The organism is Streptomyces sp. M-16 (assembly GCF_052114405.1).
Lineage (GTDB): Bacteria > Actinomycetota > Actinomycetes > Streptomycetales > Streptomycetaceae > Streptomyces.
In genome coordinates this window covers 12,953-30,262 of record NZ_JBFRER010000041.1, presented here as the reverse complement: position 1 = coordinate 30,262, position 17,310 = coordinate 12,953, and the positions used below count along the sequence as shown (strand labels likewise).

The 17,310-nt window shown below is 73.3% G+C and carries 11 protein-coding genes and 1 tRNA gene; 4 read left to right on the top strand and 8 right to left on the bottom strand.

All coding sequences use genetic code 11. The features are described from left to right. The first annotated feature begins 95 nt into the window (after positions 1–95). Positions 96–1,685: an alpha/beta fold hydrolase gene (locus AB4039_RS20150; protein ID WP_442271399.1), complete on the top strand. Its 1,590-nt coding sequence runs from the start codon at positions 96–98 to the stop codon at positions 1,683–1,685. A 26-nt stretch (positions 1,686–1,711) separates the two neighbouring features. Here the strand turns inward: AB4039_RS20150 and AB4039_RS20145 are convergent, their stop codons facing one another. The 3 genes from AB4039_RS20145 to AB4039_RS20135 form a co-directional block, all read right to left on the bottom strand. Beyond that, complete coding sequence (locus AB4039_RS20145; protein WP_442271398.1) at positions 1,712–2,983, bottom strand: MFS transporter; 1,272 nt, start codon at positions 2,981–2,983, stop codon at positions 1,712–1,714. Positions 2,984–3,075: 92 nt separating this feature from the next. Beyond that, positions 3,076–3,489 carry a PaaI family thioesterase gene (locus tag AB4039_RS20140; protein WP_266845796.1) on the bottom strand — a complete coding sequence of 138 codons (414 nt, stop codon included), beginning with the start codon at positions 3,487–3,489 and terminating at the stop codon, positions 3,076–3,078. A gap of 54 nt (positions 3,490–3,543) precedes the next feature. After that, on the bottom strand, positions 3,544–5,559 hold the full coding sequence (locus AB4039_RS20135; RefSeq protein WP_266845797.1) for an NADPH-dependent 2,4-dienoyl-CoA reductase: 2,016 nt from the start codon (positions 5,557–5,559) through the stop codon (positions 3,544–3,546). A 192-nt stretch (positions 5,560–5,751) separates the two neighbouring features. Between AB4039_RS20135 and AB4039_RS20130 the strand changes: the two genes are divergently transcribed. Next, positions 5,752–7,227 carry an alpha/beta fold hydrolase gene (locus tag AB4039_RS20130; protein WP_442271397.1) on the top strand — a complete coding sequence of 492 codons (1,476 nt, stop codon included), beginning with the start codon at positions 5,752–5,754 and terminating at the stop codon, positions 7,225–7,227. Here the strand turns inward: AB4039_RS20130 and AB4039_RS20125 are convergent. The 5 genes from AB4039_RS20125 to AB4039_RS20105 all read right to left on the bottom strand — a co-directional run bounded on the left by AB4039_RS20125 (position 7,190) and on the right by AB4039_RS20105 (position 14,408). Then, on the bottom strand, positions 7,190–8,059 hold the full coding sequence (locus tag AB4039_RS20125; RefSeq protein WP_442271396.1) for a GNAT family N-acetyltransferase: 870 nt from the start codon (positions 8,057–8,059) through the stop codon (positions 7,190–7,192). The genes AB4039_RS20130 and AB4039_RS20125 overlap by 38 nt on opposite strands. 9 nt (positions 8,060–8,068) lie before the next feature. Continuing rightward, on the bottom strand, positions 8,069–11,098 hold the full coding sequence (locus tag AB4039_RS20120) for an alpha-mannosidase (RefSeq protein WP_442271395.1): 3,030 nt from the start codon (positions 11,096–11,098) through the stop codon (positions 8,069–8,071). 108 nt (positions 11,099–11,206) lie between these two features. Next, positions 11,207–12,058, bottom strand: coding sequence for a carbohydrate ABC transporter permease (locus AB4039_RS20115; protein WP_266845800.1), 852 nt, complete (start codon positions 12,056–12,058; stop codon positions 11,207–11,209). Beyond that, entirely contained in the window at positions 12,055–12,930 is an 876-nt protein-coding gene (locus AB4039_RS20110; RefSeq protein ID WP_442271408.1) for a carbohydrate ABC transporter permease, read from the bottom strand. The genes AB4039_RS20115 and AB4039_RS20110 overlap by 4 nt, the downstream gene beginning before the upstream one ends. Before the next feature lie 146 nt (positions 12,931–13,076). After that, positions 13,077–14,408: an ABC transporter substrate-binding protein gene (locus AB4039_RS20105; RefSeq protein ID WP_266845801.1), complete on the bottom strand. Its 1,332-nt coding sequence runs from the start codon at positions 14,406–14,408 to the stop codon at positions 13,077–13,079. 411 nt (positions 14,409–14,819) lie between these two features. Between AB4039_RS20105 and AB4039_RS20100 the strand changes: the two genes are divergently transcribed. Both AB4039_RS20100 and AB4039_RS20095 read left to right on the top strand, forming a co-directional pair. Beyond that, positions 14,820–14,894: transfer RNA gene (locus tag AB4039_RS20100), tRNA-Gly, on the top strand. Next, the gene (locus AB4039_RS20095) at positions 14,894–17,230 is read left to right on the top strand and encodes a hypothetical protein (RefSeq protein ID WP_442271394.1); all 2,337 of its coding nucleotides are present in this window, start codon (positions 14,894–14,896) and stop codon (positions 17,228–17,230) included. The genes AB4039_RS20100 and AB4039_RS20095 overlap by 1 nt, the downstream gene beginning before the upstream one ends. Positions 17,231–17,310 lie beyond the last annotated feature (80 nt).

The following is a 17,310-nucleotide window of genomic DNA, read 5'->3' as shown; positions in this document are numbered from 1 at the left end:
CACGAGGGCCGCCCTGAGGGATGATTCGCCCGGACGCCGCGTACTCCATCGTGAGCGGGGAACCGCCCCCCTCTCTCCGAAAGGAACGGCTCTTCGTGCGCCTCAGCCCGCATCCGCGCGTACCGCGCTTCGCGCCCCTGCTCGCCGCCGCCGGTCTCCTCGCCGCCGCCCTCCCCCTCGTGTCCGCGAACGCGGCGGCGGCCGCCCCGGCCGACGGCCACCGTCCTCCGAAGCCCTCCTGGCACCGGTGCGACGCGGGGCAGCCCGCCTCGTACGAGTGCGCGACGATCAAGGTCCCGCTCGACTACCGGCGGCCCGAGGGCCGGCGGATCGATCTCGCGATATCCCGCATCAAGACCCCGGACACCGCCAAACGGCACGGGGTGATGCTGATGAACCCGGGCGGTCCCGGCGGGACGGGCCTGGACCTGCCGCTGATGATGGAGGAGTCGATGCCGAAGGAGGTCAGGGAGCGGTACGACCTGATCGGCTTCGATCCGCGCGGGGTGGGCCGGAGTTCTCCGGTCACCTGCGGGCTCAGCGAAGCCGAACAGAACGTCGACCGGGCCTACCGGCCGGAGACCTACGCCTCCGACGTGGCCTGGGCGCGCACCGTGGCCGACAAGTGCCGGGAGAAGGCCGGCGACGTCATCCCGTACATCACCACCCGCAACACCGCCCGCGACATGGACGCCATCCGCGCGGCGCTGGGCGAGCGCACGGTCTCCTACGTCGGCTACTCGTACGGGACCTACCTGGGCGCGGTGTACTCCCAGATGTTCCCGCAGCGGACCGACCGTTTCGTCCTCGACAGCGGGGTCGACCCCGAACGCGTGTGGCGCGGCATGATCCAGGTGTGGGCGACCGAGGCGGAACCGGCGTTCCGGCGCTGGGCGCGGTGGACGGCGGAGCGGGACGGCGAGTACCACCTGGGGACCACCGCGGAGGCGGTGTCGCGGACCTTCTGGGACCTGGTGGCGCGCGCCGACCGCGATCCGATCGAGCTGGAGGGGCGGAAGCTGACGGGGGACGACATCCGGTCCGCCCGGGGCGTGTTCTTCTACCCGGCGACGGCGGCCCCGATGGTGAGCGCGCTCAAGGCGGCGGCCGAGAGCGGGCCGCGGCCGTCGGGCCCTTCCGCGGCGGAGCTGATGAAGGCCCTGCGTCCCGCCGGGCCGGCCCCGGACACCGGCACCGCCGTCTTCTGGTCGGTGGTGTGCGGCGACACCGACGCCTGGCCGCGCGATCCGGAGCAGTACCGGCGGGACGCGGTGAAGGACGAGCGGCGGTACCCGCTGTACGGGGACATGGCCTCCAATATCAAGCCGTGCGCGTTCTGGGAGCGTCCGCGGGAGGCGGTGACGCCGATGAAGACCCGGGCGAACGTCCTGACCGTGCAGAACGAGTGGGACTCGCAGACCCCGCTGGTCAGCGGGCAGGGCCTGCACCGCTCGCTGAAGGGCTCGCGGATGGTGCTGGCGATGGGCGGCGAGGGGCACGGCGTCTACCTGGCCGATCCGAGGTCCTGTGCGAACGCGCCGGTCAACGCCTACCTGTCCACGGGCCGGCTGCCGGCCGAGGACGTGACCTGCCGGACGCCTGCGGCCGGGGGCGAACGCGGCGCGGCGCCGCAGCCGCAGCGCCCGCTGCCGCTGCCGTTCCCGGCGGCGCCGCAGCGCTTCTGACCCGGATCCGGCTCCGCCCGCTCCCGCTACGGGCTCGCGATCCCGGACCCGCGTCCCGGGCGCGCGCCCGCGGCGTCCGGGGGCGTGCCCCCGGGGCCGGGACGGCTGCCGCGCAGCGGGGTGAGCAGCCCGGCGCCGAGGATCAGCAGGCACAGGGCACCGGCGGCCAGGCTCACCGCCGGTACCCCGTGCCGGCGGGCGAGCAGGGTCAGCACGGCCGCCCCGACCGGCCCGGCGGCGTTGTGCACCGTCCAGAACGCGGAGGTGACCCGCCCCAGCAGCGGTTCGGGGGTGATCTCCTGACGCAGGGTCATGGAGCAGACCCCGCCGAGGGTGAGTCCGAACATGAACACCACGGACGCCCCCGCGACCACCGGCACGCTCCCGCTGACCCCGGTGACCACGACGGCCACAGCGATCAGCGCGACGGAGCCCAGCCAGCAGGTGCCGAAGCCCAGGGCGCGGCGCAGCCGCCCGGCCGCGAAGGCGGCGGCGACGGCGCCGAGGCCGCTGACGGCGATCACGTAGCCGAGGGTGGCGGCGGAGCGGCCGAGGTCGTGCCGGACGCGGAAGATCAGCAGGTCGGTGGCGCCCATGGTGACGAAGGTGAGGAGGGTCAGCAGGACGGTCAGGGAGCGCAGCACGGGCTGCGCCCACAGGAAGCGGAACCCGGCGAGGAACCTCTCCCGGAAGCCGCCGCCCGCGGCCGGGCGGTGTTCCCCGTCGCCGTGGCGGCCGAAGCGCACCCACCGCAGGGTGACGGCCGAGACGGCGAAGGTGGCCCCGTCCACGGCGAGCGCCCAGCCGGCGCCGGCGCCGGTGGTGATCAGGCCGGCGGCCACCGGCCCGAGGAGGGTCCCGAACGCGAAGGTGCTCATCAGGCGGCCGTTGGCGGCGGTCAGGTCGCGCGGCGGGACCAGGCCCGGGACGGCGGTCACGTACGCCACGTCGAACAGGGTCTTGAGGACGGCCACCGGCACGGTCAGGAGGTAGAGCACCCAGATCCGCGGGGTGACCGCCCAGAGCAGGGGCAGCGCGCAGAGCAGGACGGCGCGCAGCAGGTCGCACCCGATCATCAGCCGCCGCCGGTCGGTCCGGTCGACCACGGAGCCCGCGAAGGTGCCGGTGAGGATCCCGGTGGCCCCGGAGACGGCGGTGAGCAGCCCGAGCTGGCCCACGTCCCCGGTGGCGTCGAAGACCAGCAGGGGCAGCGCCAGCAGGGAGACGGAGCCGCCGAGCACGGACAGGGCCTGGCCGAGCCAGAAGACGGTGAAGTCCCTGTTCCGGCTCAGCTTCACCGGCCCCTGATCCCGGTCCTGATCGTGATCCTGATCCTGTTCCCGATCCCGTTCCCGATCCCGATCCCGCTCCGGTCGGCCGGTGCCCCCGCTCACCCGAGCAGGGCGTAGACGGTGGAGGCCTTGGCGGCGGGTTCCCGGCCGCCGTCGGGGGTCAGGGTGATGTCGGCGAAGGCCATCCGCTTGCCGAGTTTGGTGATCCGTACGTCGATCAGCACGTCGGAGCCGGTCACGGGCCGCTGGAAGCTCGTCGACTGCTGGACGGTGGTCATCGGGCCGTACGCGCCGCGCGCGGCACTGATCGCGATGACGGTGGCGGTGTCGGCGGCGGCCATCAGGGCCTGTCCGCTGAGTCCGCCGCCGTCCCGGGCCAGGCTCTCGGACCAGGGCAGCCGCAGGACGGCGTGCCGTTCGCCCGTCTCCTCGACGGTGAGTCCGAGGGCGAGCACCCAGGGGGCGAAGTTGTCGTGGAGGATCTTGTCCGCGTCTGCCGGTGTCAGCGTCACCCGGAGATTGTGGCGGCCCTGCCCGGACCGCCACAACTCCTTTGCCCCGGGGGCTCAGAGGCGCGCGGCGAGCTCCGTGCCCTGGCGGATGGCCCGCTTGGCGTCGAGTTCGGCGGCCACGTCGGCGCCGCCGATCAGGTGCGCCTCGATCCCCGCGGCGCGCAGTGCCTCGTGGAGTTCGCGGCGCGGCTCCTGTCCGGTGCACAGCACGACGGTGTCGGCGGGGACCAGGTGCGGCTCGCCGTCGACGGTGATGTGCAGGCCCTCGTCGTCGATCCGCTCGTACGTCGCGCCGGCGACGGAGACCACCCCGCGGTGCTTGAGCTCCGCGCGGTGGATCCAGCCGGTGGTGGTGCCGAGGCCGGCGCCGACCTTGGTGGTCTTGCGCTGGAGGAGGGTCACCCGGCGCGGGGCCGCGGGCCGCTCGGGGGCGGTGAGCCCGCCGGGACCGGCGTACGCGGTGTCGACGCCCCAGTGCCGGAAGTAGACGGCGGGGTCCTGGGAGGCGCCCTCGCCACTGTCGGTGAGGAACTCGGCGACGTCGAAGCCGATGCCCCCGGCGCCGACGACGGCGACGCGTTCGCCGACGGGGACGCCGTCGCGCAGGACGTCGAGGTAGCTGACGACCCCGTCCCGCTCGACGCCCTCGATGGCGGGGGTGCGCGGGGTGACGCCGGTGGCGATGACCACCTCGTCGAAGCCGGTCAGGGTCTCGACGTCGGCGCGCGTGTCGAGGCGGACCTCGACGCCGCTCGCCGTCAGCTGGTTGCCGAAGTAGCGGATGGTCTCCTCGAACTCCTCCTTGCCCGGGATGCGGCGGGCGACGTCGAGCTGGCCGCCGATGTGGCCGGAGGCCTCGAAGAGGGTGACGGCGTGGCCGCGTCCGGCGGCGGAGACGGCGCAGGCGAGGCCGGCCGGGCCGGCGCCGACGACGGCGACGCGCTTCTTCGTCCGGGTCGGGGACAGCACGAGTTCGGTCTCGTGGCAGGCGCGCGGGTTGACCAGGCAGCTGGTGATCTTGCCGCTGAAGGTGTGGTCGAGGCAGGCCTGGTTGCAGCCGATGCAGGTGTTGATGGTCTCGGGGCTGCCGGCCGCGGCCTTGGCGACGAAGTCGGCGTCGGCGAGGAAGGGGCGGGCCAGCGAGACCAGGTCGGCGCGGCCGTCGGCGAGGATCTCCTCGGCGATCTCGGGGGTGTTGATGCGGTTGCTGGTGACGAGGGGTACGGAGACCGCGCCCATCAGCCGCTTGGTGACCCAGGTGTAGGCGCCGCGCGGGACGGAGGTGGCGATGGTGGGGATGCGGGCCTCGTGCCAGCCGATGCCGGTGTTGATGATCGTGGCGCCGGCGGCTTCGATCTCCTTGGCGAGGTGGACGACCTCGTCGAGGGTGGAGCCGCCGGGGATCAGGTCGAGCATCGAGAGGCGGTAGATGAGGATGAAGTCCTCGCCGACGGCGGCGCGGGTGCGGCGGACGATCTCCAGCGGGAAACGCACGCGGTTCTCGTAGGCACCGCCCCAGCGGTCGGTGCGCTTATTGGTGGCGGCGGCGATGAACTCGTTGACCAGGTAGCCCTCGGAGCCCATGATCTCGACGCCGTCGTAGCCGGCGAGCTTGGCGAGGCGGGCGGCGCGGACGAAGTCCTCGACGGTGCGCTCGACCTCGATGTCGGTCAGCTCGTTCGGGACGAAGGGGCTGATGGGGGCCTGGATGGCGCTGGGGGCGACCAGGTCCTTGTGGTAGGCGTAGCGGCCGAAGTGGAGGATCTGCATCGCGATCTTCCCGCCCTCGGCGTGCACGGCCTCGGTGATCACCCGGTGCTCGGCGGCCTCCTCCTCGGTGGTGAGGCGGGAGCCGCCCTCGAAGGGACGGCCCGCGTCGTTGGGGGCGATGCCGCCGGTGACGATCAGACCGGCGCCGCCGCGGGCGCGCTCGGCGTAGAAGGCCGCGAGGCGCTCGAAGCCGCCCGCGTGCTCTTCGAGGCCCGTGTGCATCGAGCCCATGATCACGCGGTTCGGCAGGGTGGTGAACCCGAGGTCGAGCGGGCTCAGCAGGTGCGGGTACGGGCTCATGGGTGGGCGTCTCCTCGCGCGGGGGTGATGAACCTGTTCTAGCGAGGCGGGACAGGTTTTGCAACTAGGTGCATAACCGGGGGCGGGTCCGCGCGACCGCCGCCCTCGCAGGGAGCCCGCAACCCCGGGCCCGCGCCGCCGCCCCCTGTGGCGCAGTTCACGGACGACCCCGGCACGGGTAGCGTCTGCCCGATGATCGATCGGCACATGGTGACGGCGAACGGGATACGCCTGTCGTACGAGGTCTCCGGCCCTCCGGACGGCGACCCGCTGCTCCTGCTGCCCGCGCTGGGCGAACGCGCCGGCGACTGGGCCCCCGTACGCGAGGTGCTCGACCGGGAGCGCCGGGTGTACGCCGTGGACCTGCGCGGGCACGGTCGCAGCGACCGCCCCGGCGACTACTCCCTGGAACTCATGCGGGACGACGTCATCGCCCTCCTCGACGCCCTCGGCCTGGACCGGGTGGACCTGGTCGGCCATTCCATGGGCGGGGTCGTGGCCCACCTCGTCGCGCAGGCGCGGCCCTGGCGGGTGGTCCGGCTGGTCCTGGAGGACGCCCCCGCGCCGCTGCCCCGGGAGGCGCCCGCACCGGTCCGCCCCGAGGGGGAGCTGCCCTTCGACTGGGAGATGGTGCTCGCCGTCCGGGCCGGGCTCGACCGGCCGGACCCCGCCTGGCTGGCGGGCCTGGGCCGGATCACGGCCCCGACCCTGGTGGTGGCGGGCGGCCCGACGAGCCACGTACCGCGGGAGAGCATCGCCGAACTGGTCCGCCGCATCCCCGGCGCCCGCCTGCACACCATCCCGGTGGGCCACCTGATCCACACCGCGGCACCCCGTGCATTCACCGCGGTGGTCGCGGAGTTCCTCGGGGAGCTCCCGGACGCCGAAACGGCCCGGCGGTGGCTGGCCGAGGACGGCATCACCCAGGTCGGCGAGGAGACCTGGTACGACGCCGAGCCCCCGGCCGCCACGCTGACCCGCGACCACGTCGCCGAGGGCCTCGGCTGCATGGCGTTCACCGACGAAGAACTCGACGCGGCCGGCCGGCTGCGCGTGGCCATGGGGCTGATGGAGGTGCTCGGCGACCACGTCCTGGTGATCGGGCAGATCCACCAGGCTCACACCGGCGTCGGCGGCCCGCTTCCCGCGGAGGCCCTGTGGGGCGGGTACCGGCGGCGGCTGGAGGCCGTCCCGGAGTGCGAGGCCCTCCTCTCCTCCCTCTGGTGCACCTGGTTCGAGGACCACAGGACCTCGGCGGAAGCCTTCGCCGGGGTCCTCGGCGAAGACCGCGAGCGGCTGGTGCCCGGGGCGCCGGAACCGCTGCTGCGCCGGGCCCGCCGGGTCCTGGAGAACTCCGGCCCGGTCCCGTGGGAGGCCAAGGCCCCCACCCTCCGGGCCGCCGCAGGCGTCCCCGGGCTGCGGCACGCGGTCTTCCGCGCCCTCCTGCTCGGCTATCACGACAGCTACGGGGACCTCGACCCGGCCGGAGCCCTCGTCCTGCTCGACCGGCTGGAACTGCCGGCCGGCACCCCGCACGCGGCGCCGCTGCGCAGCGTACTGGCCGCCGGACACCGCAACCACCGCCACGACCCGGAGGTCTGGAGGGCCGCCGCGGGCACCGGCGGAGGCGCTACAGGTCGATCGAGCGGAACTCCTCCAGCACCGTGAAGCCGGCGCTGTCGTACAGCCGCATCGCGACCTCGTTGCCGCCGAAGACGTTGAGCATCATCGCCTCGTCGCCGCCCTGCCGGGTGGCCCACTCACCGACGGCCATCGCGGCCCGGCCGTAACCCCGGCCGCGGTACTCCTCGTAGACCTCCAGCGAGAAGCCGAAGGTCACGCCCGGCAGGAAACCGTGGTTCACCCAGCCGGTGCCGATCACCTGCCCCTCGGCCTCCATCGCGTAGAACGCGTGCCCCGGGGTCCGGTATCCCTGCGGGAGGTACCGTGCGAAGTCCTCGTCGGACTTCGCCTTCGCCTGCTCCGGGGTCAGCGCTCCGGACCGTACGATGTCCGCGACGTACGCGGCCTCCTCCGCGGCGTACCAGCCCGGGAACTCCTCCTCGGTGAGCCGGCGGACCGTCAGACCCGTCGGCAGCCCGGGCCGCTCGGCCGCGGCGCGCATCATGTTCCGCCCCCGGAGGGGGTAGTCGGCGAACGCTCCCGGACCGCCCGTGAGGCGCACCTCCACCCGCTCCGCGCCGCGCTCGGCGCACCACCGCTCGGCCCACGGCCGCCCCTGCGCCGCCGTCAGGTCGTGGATCCGGCCGACCGTCGCCCCGGTTCCCCCGTCGTCCCCGTCGCCGCCGCTCAGCTCGACCGCGATCCAGCCGGTGCCGTCCGTCGCCACGGTCCAGCCGTCGATCCCCCGCACCGCGCGTTCCAGCAGGGCCCGGGCCAGTGGCTCCGGGCATCCGGCGGACCGGTACCCGGCCAGGACGCGGGCCTCGAAGCCCGCGCGCCACGCGTCCCGGTCGGGGGCTATGCCGATCTCGTTCATCCGGACAGCCTACTCACGGCGGCGGCACAGCCGGAGGGTGACGATCTGGAACGGGCGCAGGGTGAGGACGGTCGCGCCGTCCGGGGCCGGCGCGCCCACCGCCGCGCCGTCCAGGGGGCGTTCGAGGAGGTCGCTCTCGATCGCCGCCGTGATCGGGAAGTCCGGTGTGAGGGTGGCGGTGGCGCGGCCGCCGCGGGATTCGTAGAGGCGGACGATCACGTCGCCGCTGCGGTCCTCGGCCAGTTTGACCGCCTCGACGACGACCGCGTCCTCGTCCACCGCGATCAGCGGGGCGACCGGGCCCGCGCCGGGGACCACCCGTTCCGGCAGGTTCAGCGCGTGGCCCTCGCGCACCGCGTCCTCGATCCGCGCGCCCGGCGCCAGCGAGAAGCGCAGGCGGTGGACGCCCTGATCGGTCTCCGGGTCCGGGTAGCGCGGGGCCCGCAGGAGGGAGAGGCGGACCGTGGTGGTCTGTCCGCCGTCCCGGCGCACGTCGCGCGTCACGTCGTGGCCGTACGTGGAGTCGTTGACGACGGCGGCGCCCCACCCCGGCTCCGCCACGTGGATCCACCGGTGCGCACAGATCTCGAACTTGGCCGCCTCCCAGGAGGTGTTGGTGTGGGTCGCCCGGTACACGTGCCCGAACTGGGTTTCGGAGGCGGACCGTTCGGCCTTCACGTCCAGCGGGAAGGCGGCCTTCAGGAACTTCTCCGTCTCGTGCCAGTCCACTTCCGTCACCATGTCCACCGTCTTGGCCCCGGCCCGCAGGGTGATCGACTGGACCACCGACGAGCGGCCGAAGGACCGGCCGACGCGGACCGTCACCGCGTCCGGACCGGCCGCCACCTGCGGCGGCGCGTCCACCTCCACGAGGTCGGTGACGCTGTTGCGGTAGAAGGAGTCGATGTCCCACGCGTCCCACATGTTCGGGAAGTCGGGGTGGATCTGGAGCAGGTTCGCGGCCCGTCCCGGGGCCACCGCCTCGCGGCGCGCCTCCAGGTCGTACGCAGACACGATCAGCCCGCGGCCGTCGATCCGCACCCGCAGCCGCCCGTTGGCCAGGACGTGCCCGCCGCCGGGCGGCTCCTCCACGGTGACCGGCCGCCCCTCCTCCCGCGGCACGCCCGCGCCGCCCGCCGGGATGCCGCGGCGTGCGTGCGGGGCGCAGTTGAAGACCAGCTCCGCGGTGCCCTCCCCGGCCAGCGCCAGCTGCGCGGCCAGGACGATCCCGCGCAGTTCCTCCCGTACCTTCGCGTACGTCGCGCGCGCCTCGCGGTGCACCCAGGCGATGGAGGAGCCGGGCAGGATGTCGTGGAACTGGTGGAGCAGGACGGTCTTCCAGAGCCGCTCCAGGTCCTCGTACGGGTAGCCGAAGCCGGGCACGCGCACGGCGGCCGTGGCCGCCCACAACTCGGCCTCGCGCAGCAGGGATTCGCTGTGCCGGTTGCCCTGCTTGGTCTTGGCCTGGGAGGTGTACGTGCCGCGGTGCAGCTCCAGGTACAGCTCGCCGGCCCAGACGGGCGCGTCCCCGTACTCGGCGCGGGCCTTCTCGAAGAAGGCGTCGGGGCGTTCGATCTCCACGCGCGGGGAACCTTCGAGGTCGCGCTGGCGGCGGGCCCGGGCCAGGTGTTCACGGGTGGGGCCGCCACCGCCGTCGCCCCAACCGAAGGGGGCGAGGGAACGCGAACCCCGTCCCTTTTCACGGTAGTTGCGGGCGGCGTGCGCGAGCTGGGCGCCGCCGAGGTCGCTGTTGTAGGTGTCGACGGGCGGGAAGTGGGTGAAGACGCGGGTGCCGTCGATGCCTTCCCACCAGAAGGTGTGGTGGGGGAAGGCGTTGACCTGCGACCAGGAGATCTTCTGGGTCAGGAACCAGCGGGAGCCGGAGAGTTTGACGATCTGCGGCAGGGCGGCGGTGTAGCCGAAGGAGTCGGGCAGCCAGACGTTGCGCGTCTCGATGCCGAACTCGTCGAGGAAGAACTTCTTGCCGTAGAGGAACTGGCGGGCCATGGCCTCGCCGCCGACCATGTTGGTGTCGGACTCCACCCACATGCCGCCCACCGGCACGAACTGGCCGTCCGCGATCTTCTTCTTGACCCGTTCGAAGAGCTCGGGCCGGTGGGTCTTGATCCAGTCGAGCTGCTGGGCCTGCGACATGGCGAAGACGAACTCGGGGTGCTCGTCCATCAGGGCGACCATGTTGGACGCCGTCCGGGACACCTTGCGCACCGTCTCGCGCAGCGGCCACAGCCAGGCCGAATCGATGTGGGCGTGGCCGACCGCGCTGATCCGGTGCGCGGAGGCGTTCGCGGGGGCGGCGAGCACCGTGGTGAGTCGGGAGCGGGCGGCGGCGGCCGTGCCGGGGACGTCGGCGAGGTCCACCTCGTCCAGCGCGGAGTCGACGGCCCGCAGGATCGCGTAGCGACGGGCGTCGGCCCCGTCGAGCTGGGTCATCAGGTCGTACAGGACTTCGAGGTCCTGGACGAGTTCCCAGACCTCGGTCTCGAAGACGGCGAGGTCCATCCGGGCGATCCGGTACAGGGGCTGGTCCGTGCTGGTGAGCCGGTCGCCCTCGTACGTGGGGGCGTGGTCGACCAGGACCGGGTTGGAGGCGCCCTCGACGTACCACTCGACGCGTTCGCCGCCGGCCGCCGCGTCGGCCACCCGCACCCAGTCGTTGTACGGGTTGAGCGCCTTGACCTCGCTCCCGTCGGCGCGGTGGACCAGTCCCTCGCACTGGAAGCCCGGCATCATCCGGTCGAAGCCGAGGTCGAGGACGGCCTCGACCGTACGGCCCGCCCAGTCGGCCGGTACGGCGCCGGTGACCCTGAACCAGGTGGTGCCCCAGGCGGGGCCCCACGCGTCGCCGGCGGCGCAGGGCCGGTAGGGGGCGGCCAGCGCCTCGGCTACGGGAACGGGCTCGCCCGGGGCCTCCCAGCGCTCGACGGTGAGCGGGACCGGGCGGGTGCGGACGGCGGGCTTGATGCGTTCGTGCAGGACCCGGCGGAGGCGGTGTTCGGTGATGTTGCGGTCGTCGTGCATGACGGCGGCTCCCGTGGACGAGGGGTCGGACGGCGCGGGACGGCGAACGGGCGGATCGGGTGACTCCGGCCACCCGGTGGCCCGGGTGGTCCAGGGAACCCGGACGGGTCAGGTCTTGACCGCTCCCTCGCCCACCCCCTTGAAGAAGAAACGCTGGAGGGCGAAGAAGAGCAGCATCATCGGCAGGAACGCGGCCATGGCTCCGGCGGCGATGATCCGCTGGTCGCTGGTGGTCGTGGCGCCGGCGAGGGTCTTCAGGCCGAGCTGGAGGGTGTAGTGCTCGCTGTCGGTGAGGACCAGCAGCGGCCAGAGGAAGTCGTCCCAGGCGCCCATGAAGCTGGTGATGCAGACGACGGCGAGGGCCCCCTTGGCGGCCGGGAGGAAGACCCGGGTGAAGCGGGTCCACTCGTTGGCCCCGTCCAGGACCGCGGCTTCCTCGATCTCCTTGGGGACGGCCAGGAAGGCCGCCCGCATGACCATGATGTTGAGGACCGAGACCGCGCCCGGCAGCCAGACCCCGATCAGGGTGTCGACCAGGCCCATCGCGCGGACCGTGAGGAACATCGAGATCATGACGGACTCGAAGGGGAACATCAGGGTGGCCACCAGGAGGGTGAAGACGCTCTTGCGGCCCTTCCACGCGGCCCGCGAGAGGGCGTAGCCGCCCATCGCCGCGAAGAGCATGTTCGAGGTGATCGCGAGGAGCGCCACCGTGAGGGTGTTGCCCACGTACTGCAGGAGCGGGAAGGACTCGGCGACGCGGAGGTAGTTGTCGAGGGTGGGCCGGGAGGGCAGCACGCCGTCGTAGACGTTCTCGGTGCGGCCCCGCAGCGAGGTCAGGAACTGCCAGACGATCGGCCCGAGGACGACCGCGAGCATCAGCAGCAGCGTCGCGTACCGGGCGGCGAGTCCGAGCCGGCGGCGCCGGCGGGCCTCCCGGGAGGGGGCGTGGGCGCTCATTCCTCGTCCCCCTTCGACAGGCGGCGTCCCAGCAGGCTGAAGACCAGTGTCAGGAGGAACAGCAGGATCGACAGGGCGCTGGCGTAGCCGGTCTCCCCGGAGAAGCCGAGGCCGACCTGCCGGATGAGGAAGGGCAGGGTGCGGGACCCGCCGCCGGGGCCGCCGCTCTCGCCGCCCAGGATGTAGATCTCGGTGAAGACGCGCAGGGCCGAGATGGCGGAGAGGGTGCCGACCAGCAGCATCATCGGTTTCACCTGCGGGACGGTGATGCTGAAGAAGCGGCGTACGGGGCCGGCGCCGTCGAGGGCGGCCGCCTCGTAGAGGGCGGCGGGAACGTTCCCGAGGGCCGCCAGGTAGAAGACCATGTAGTAGCCGAGGCCCTTCCACACGGTCACGATCATCGCGGAGACCAGCAGCATGGTGCTGTCGGTGAGGAAGGGGATGGGCCCGGAGATCACGCCGATCCGCTCGAAGACCGTGTTGACTAGCCCGTCGCTGCGCAGCACCCACTGCCAGATCAGGCCGACGACGACGGCCGAGGCGATCACCGGGGTGTAGAAGGCGGAACGGAAGAAGCCGATGCCGGGGACCTCGGTGCGCACGAGGACCGCGAGGGCCAGCGGCAGCAGGACCAGACAGGGCACGACGACGACCAGGTAGAGCACGCTGTTGCCGGTGGCCACCCAGAAGTCGGGGTCGGCGAAGGCGCGGGTGTAGTTGTCGAAGCCGACGAAGGAGCCGCCGCGCAGGATCTGGGCGTCGGTGAAGGAGAGGACGACGGTGTTGACGAAGGGCCAGAGGCTGAACAGGACCACCATCAGCAGGCCGGGGGCGAGGAAGAGGTAGGGGGTCCACCACCTGCGGTGGGGCAGTCCCGGGTCGGCCCCGGTCGCCCGGTTCGCCGCGCGCGGGCGTCTGCGCGCGCCGAGCCGGGCCCCGGCCGGGGCCGCGGTCGGGGCCGGGGTCGGGGACGCGGCTGGGGACGGGGACGCGGCCGGGGACGGGGACGCGGCCGGGGTCACTTCCGCACCGTCGCGGCCAGCAGCCGGTTGGCCTCCTCCTGGGCCTTGCGCACCGCCGTCCGGGCGTCCTCCTCCCCCTTCACGGCCTTCTGCATCTCGCGCGCCACCGCGTCGCCGACCTGACTGGTCCACTCGACGGGCGTGTTGGCGTCCAGGTCGGCGGTGGCGAGCTGTCGGGCGCCGATCGCACGGGCGAGGGTCTCGGCGTCCTTGCCGTCGCCCTCGTCGGAGAAGTACGGGTCGGCCAGGCCCTTGGCGTTGGAGGGGTAGATGGTGGCCTTCTTGGAGAACTCCACCTGGTTGGGGCCGTTGGTCACCCACTTGGCGAACTCGGCGGCTGCGTCCGGGTGCCGGGTGTCCTTCCTGATGCCGAGGGACTGGGCGTAGATGCCGATGTGGCCGAGGGTGCCGGTGACGGCGCCGGCGACGCGGGTCTGGGCGTAGATCTGTGGGGCGTTGAGCCTGATGTCCTTGACGAAGCCCGGGGAGCCGGGACCGAAGACCAGCTTGCCGCCGCCGTAGAGCTGGTTGATGTCGTCGGCCTTGAGGAGGGACTCCTTGGGCATGGCGCCCTTGGCGTAGAGGTCCTTCATCCGCTCGGCCCACGCGACGGCCTTGTCGGTGTCGAAGGTGAATCGGTCCCGTGAGGCGTTCAGGAGCGGGACGCCCATCTTCTGCCAGTCCCCGGGCAGCCGGCCCTTGGGGTCGGCCATGAAGGCGGAGTACCGGCCGCCGGAGCGGGCGGCGATCTGCTCGGCGTAGTCGAAGAACTGCTCGACGGTGGTGGGGGGTTTGTCCGCGTCGAGGCCCGCTTCGTGGAAGAGGTCCTGGTTGTAGGTCAGGATCTCCGGGGTCACGTACCAGGGGTAGGCGTACACGCCGTCGCCCTTGCCGGGAAGTCTGAACTGCTCCCAGGCGCCGGGGACGTAGTCCTTGGCGACGGCCGCGTCGAGCGTGGCGACGTCGGCGAGCATGCCGCGGTCGCCGAGCAGCTGGAAGGAGTCCGTGGAGAGGTTGACCACGTCGGGGAGGGCTCCGGCCTGGGCGTCGGCGACGAGCTTCTCGTTGTAGCCGTCGCCCGGGACGTCCTCCCACTTCACCGTGACGTCCGGGTACTTCCTCTCGAAGGAGTCGATGACCCCCTGGACGTATCCGGTGTACACCGGCTTGAGCTGGAGGGTGCGGAACGTGATCTCCCCGGCCACCCTGCCGGTCTTCACCGCCTCCTTCGTGTCCCCCGCGCCGCCGAGGCCGCAGGCGGAGAGGGAGAGGAGGGAACCGGCCACCAGCGTGGCGAGGGCCGTACGGGCCAGCTGTGAACGAGTCATCGTCGCCGCCTTCCGGGGGAGTTCCGGCCTCGCTGCCGGAACGCTCCGCCCACGCTGTCCGGAAACCGGGACCCCGTCAACGAGCCCGAAAGCCCACTGGCCGACGGCACATACGTCCCGAAACGCGACAGGTGACCTCGACGGTAGCTTCAAGCCTTCGCCACACCCGCCATTGACCTGGACTGATGCGCTTTAGTTCAAGCCTTCTCCGCGAAGGTATCGGTTCGATAACGAAGATGATTGCACGTCAGTGTTTGACTTCTTATCGACGGTTGTTCCGGGCCGGTACTAATGCGCTTTACCCCCGCGTTCGCGAAACCGCTTTACCCACAGGTACGGCCCGCCCGCACCGCGGTCCGCGCAAAACACGTTGTGCGGCCGCCTCCCACCGCCTACGTTCGTGGCGAACGACGGCGTGTAGCTCAGCAGCAGAGCACCGGGCTACCTTCCCGGAGGGCGCAGGGGCGGAACCTGCCACGTCGGCCATGAACGCAGACGCTGACCAGCAGCTCCCGCACCCGTCCCCGTCCGTCTCCGCGTCCCCGTCCTACGCGGCGGACCGGCTCGCCCGGGCCCTGCGGACCTCGCTCACCCACGAGGACGCGGCCACCCGCGAGCGGGCCGGGGCCCGTGCCCGCCAGTGGCGGGACGTCCTGTCCGGCATGGCCGGGGGCACCCTGTCCATCGGATCGCGGACCCCCGTCGCCACCCTGCCCGCCTGGGTCACCCCGGAAGTGGTCACCGGAGGCTTCGCGACCGGCTCGGCCGCGGCGGACGGGCCAATGCTGCCCCACGAGAGGGAGACCGCCCGGCGGGCCGGCGTACCGGCGACCCGGTCGGCCCTCTTCGCCCACCACCTCACCGAGGACGGCCTGCGCGACCTGTGGTCCCTGCTCGACAGCGGCCGCTACGAGGTGCACGCGCCCGAGGAGGCGGCGCTGGCGACGGTGGCGTGGCTGGTGCGCGCCGGCCGGTTCGACTCCGCCGCCGAACTCGTCGCGGAGTTGAGCCCGTTCGCCGACCGGCTGCGGTTCGCCCCGCGGCCCTCCGACCGGCCCGTGCCCGGAGTGGACTGCCTGCACCGCCGCACCGCGGGCGAGGCCGCCGCCGCGCTGGCCCGGCGCAAGCCCCACCCGGGGGTGGAGGCGCAGCGCGAGGCCCTGTCCGTCTGGCGGCCGTTCGAGGACGAACTGCTCGCGCACCGGCTGGCGGTGGCCGGGGCGGACGCGCCTCCCCCGGGCTGGCGCGCCGAGGGGGCCGCGCTGCTGGCCCGGTACGCCGGCCTCGCGGCCGCGCACACCCGCTGCACCAAGCACCTGGACCCGAAGTCGAACGCGGCGATCCTGCGGCGCGCCCTGGCGGAGGAGCTCGCGGGCCGCGCCCTCGCGCCCCGCCTGGCCGGGCTGCTGCGGGTCGCCGTCACCTCCATGGTCGCCAAGCGCGGCGCACCCGGCTCTCCCGGGCACACCCGGCTGCGGCTGGCCCGCGCCGAGCACGCCGCGCTGCCCCCGCACCACGCGCTGGCCGCGCTGGTGCTGCGGCGGATCGCCCCGCTCGACGAGGACCGGGGCATCCCGGACGTGGCGGCGGCGGTGGCTCCGGTGAGCGAGCGCGAGGCCCGGGAGACCGGGCTGCCCGAGGGCGCGGTGGTGCCGCCGGCCGTCGCCGCCACCGTCCGCGGTGCGCTCAGCGCCCCGTTGGAGGTGCTCGTGGAGCGCGGGGTGGTGCCGTCCGCCGAGGTGCTGGCCGCGCTGGTGCCGCAGCTCGTCGCCGCGGTCACCGCCGAGCGGTACGCCGACGCGCCACTGCGGACCCTGATGGCGGCGACGTACCGCGCCTTCCGGCGCCGGCGCTCCCTGCTGCTGCTCAACCTGGAACACCAGGTGCGGATCGGGGAACTCCCCTGGGTCCGGGCCGTTTCCGACGACCTGTCCGACGACCTCTCCGGCGACCTCTCGGACGGGTCGGCCGACCGGGAGCCGGCCCAGGAGGCGCTGCGGCGGCTCGGCGAGCTGGCCGTGTGCGTCTTCCCGGCCACCGTGCTGCCCAATCCCCTGGTGCGTGAGCTGGGCGAGCTCTCCCGGCGGGCGGAGCTGGGCGCGCCGTTCGTGGAGGAGCTCGCCGCCGACATCTTCATGGGGACCTTCAGCCCGAAGTTCCTCGTCGCCGCGCGGATCGCCGCCGACCTCCTCGAAGGGAGCCTGTACGCGCGCTACTACGGCATCGACTACGCGGCGGTGCGCCGGATGGCGGTCGCGCAGGCCGCCGACAGCGCGCTGCGCGGCCACCCGGCCCGCACCGCGCCGGAGTTCGCCGCGCTGTGCGCGGAGCGGGCGGGTACGGCAACCCGGGGCTGGTCCACGGCAGCGAACGGCACCGTGATCGAGCAGGCCCAGATCCTGACCACGCACAACCTCGCCACCCTGGCCGCGCGGGCCCGGATCGCACCGCCGCCCGGCTGGGCACGGCCGGCGCGGGACTGCTTCGGGACGGTGTGCCGGCTGCTGGCCCGGGTGGAGGGCAACCCGCGCCCGATGTCCACGATCAAGGACGCGGCGTACGCGTGGCGGCAGATGCTGTTCCACCTGTCGCTGTGCGAAGCGGCGGAGCAGGAGGAGGTCCTGGCCTGGATCGAGGCGGAGGCCGCACGCCGGTCCGGGCACGTACGGACCCTGCTGGCCCCGGCCCTCGCCGGGCTCCGCCTGGTGGCCGGGGGCGGTTCCTTCGGTGCGGACGGCACCGCCGAGGCCGGCCGGGCCCGCCGGCTGCTGGGCTGGAGCACCGGCCGGCACTGGATGCGGGGCAGCGGGCTGCCGGGGTAGCCGGTTCCCCGGGCGACGCCCGGACGGTCAACCCCGCGCACCCGGGACGTCCACCGTCCGGGTGGTCGACGCGTCCGCCG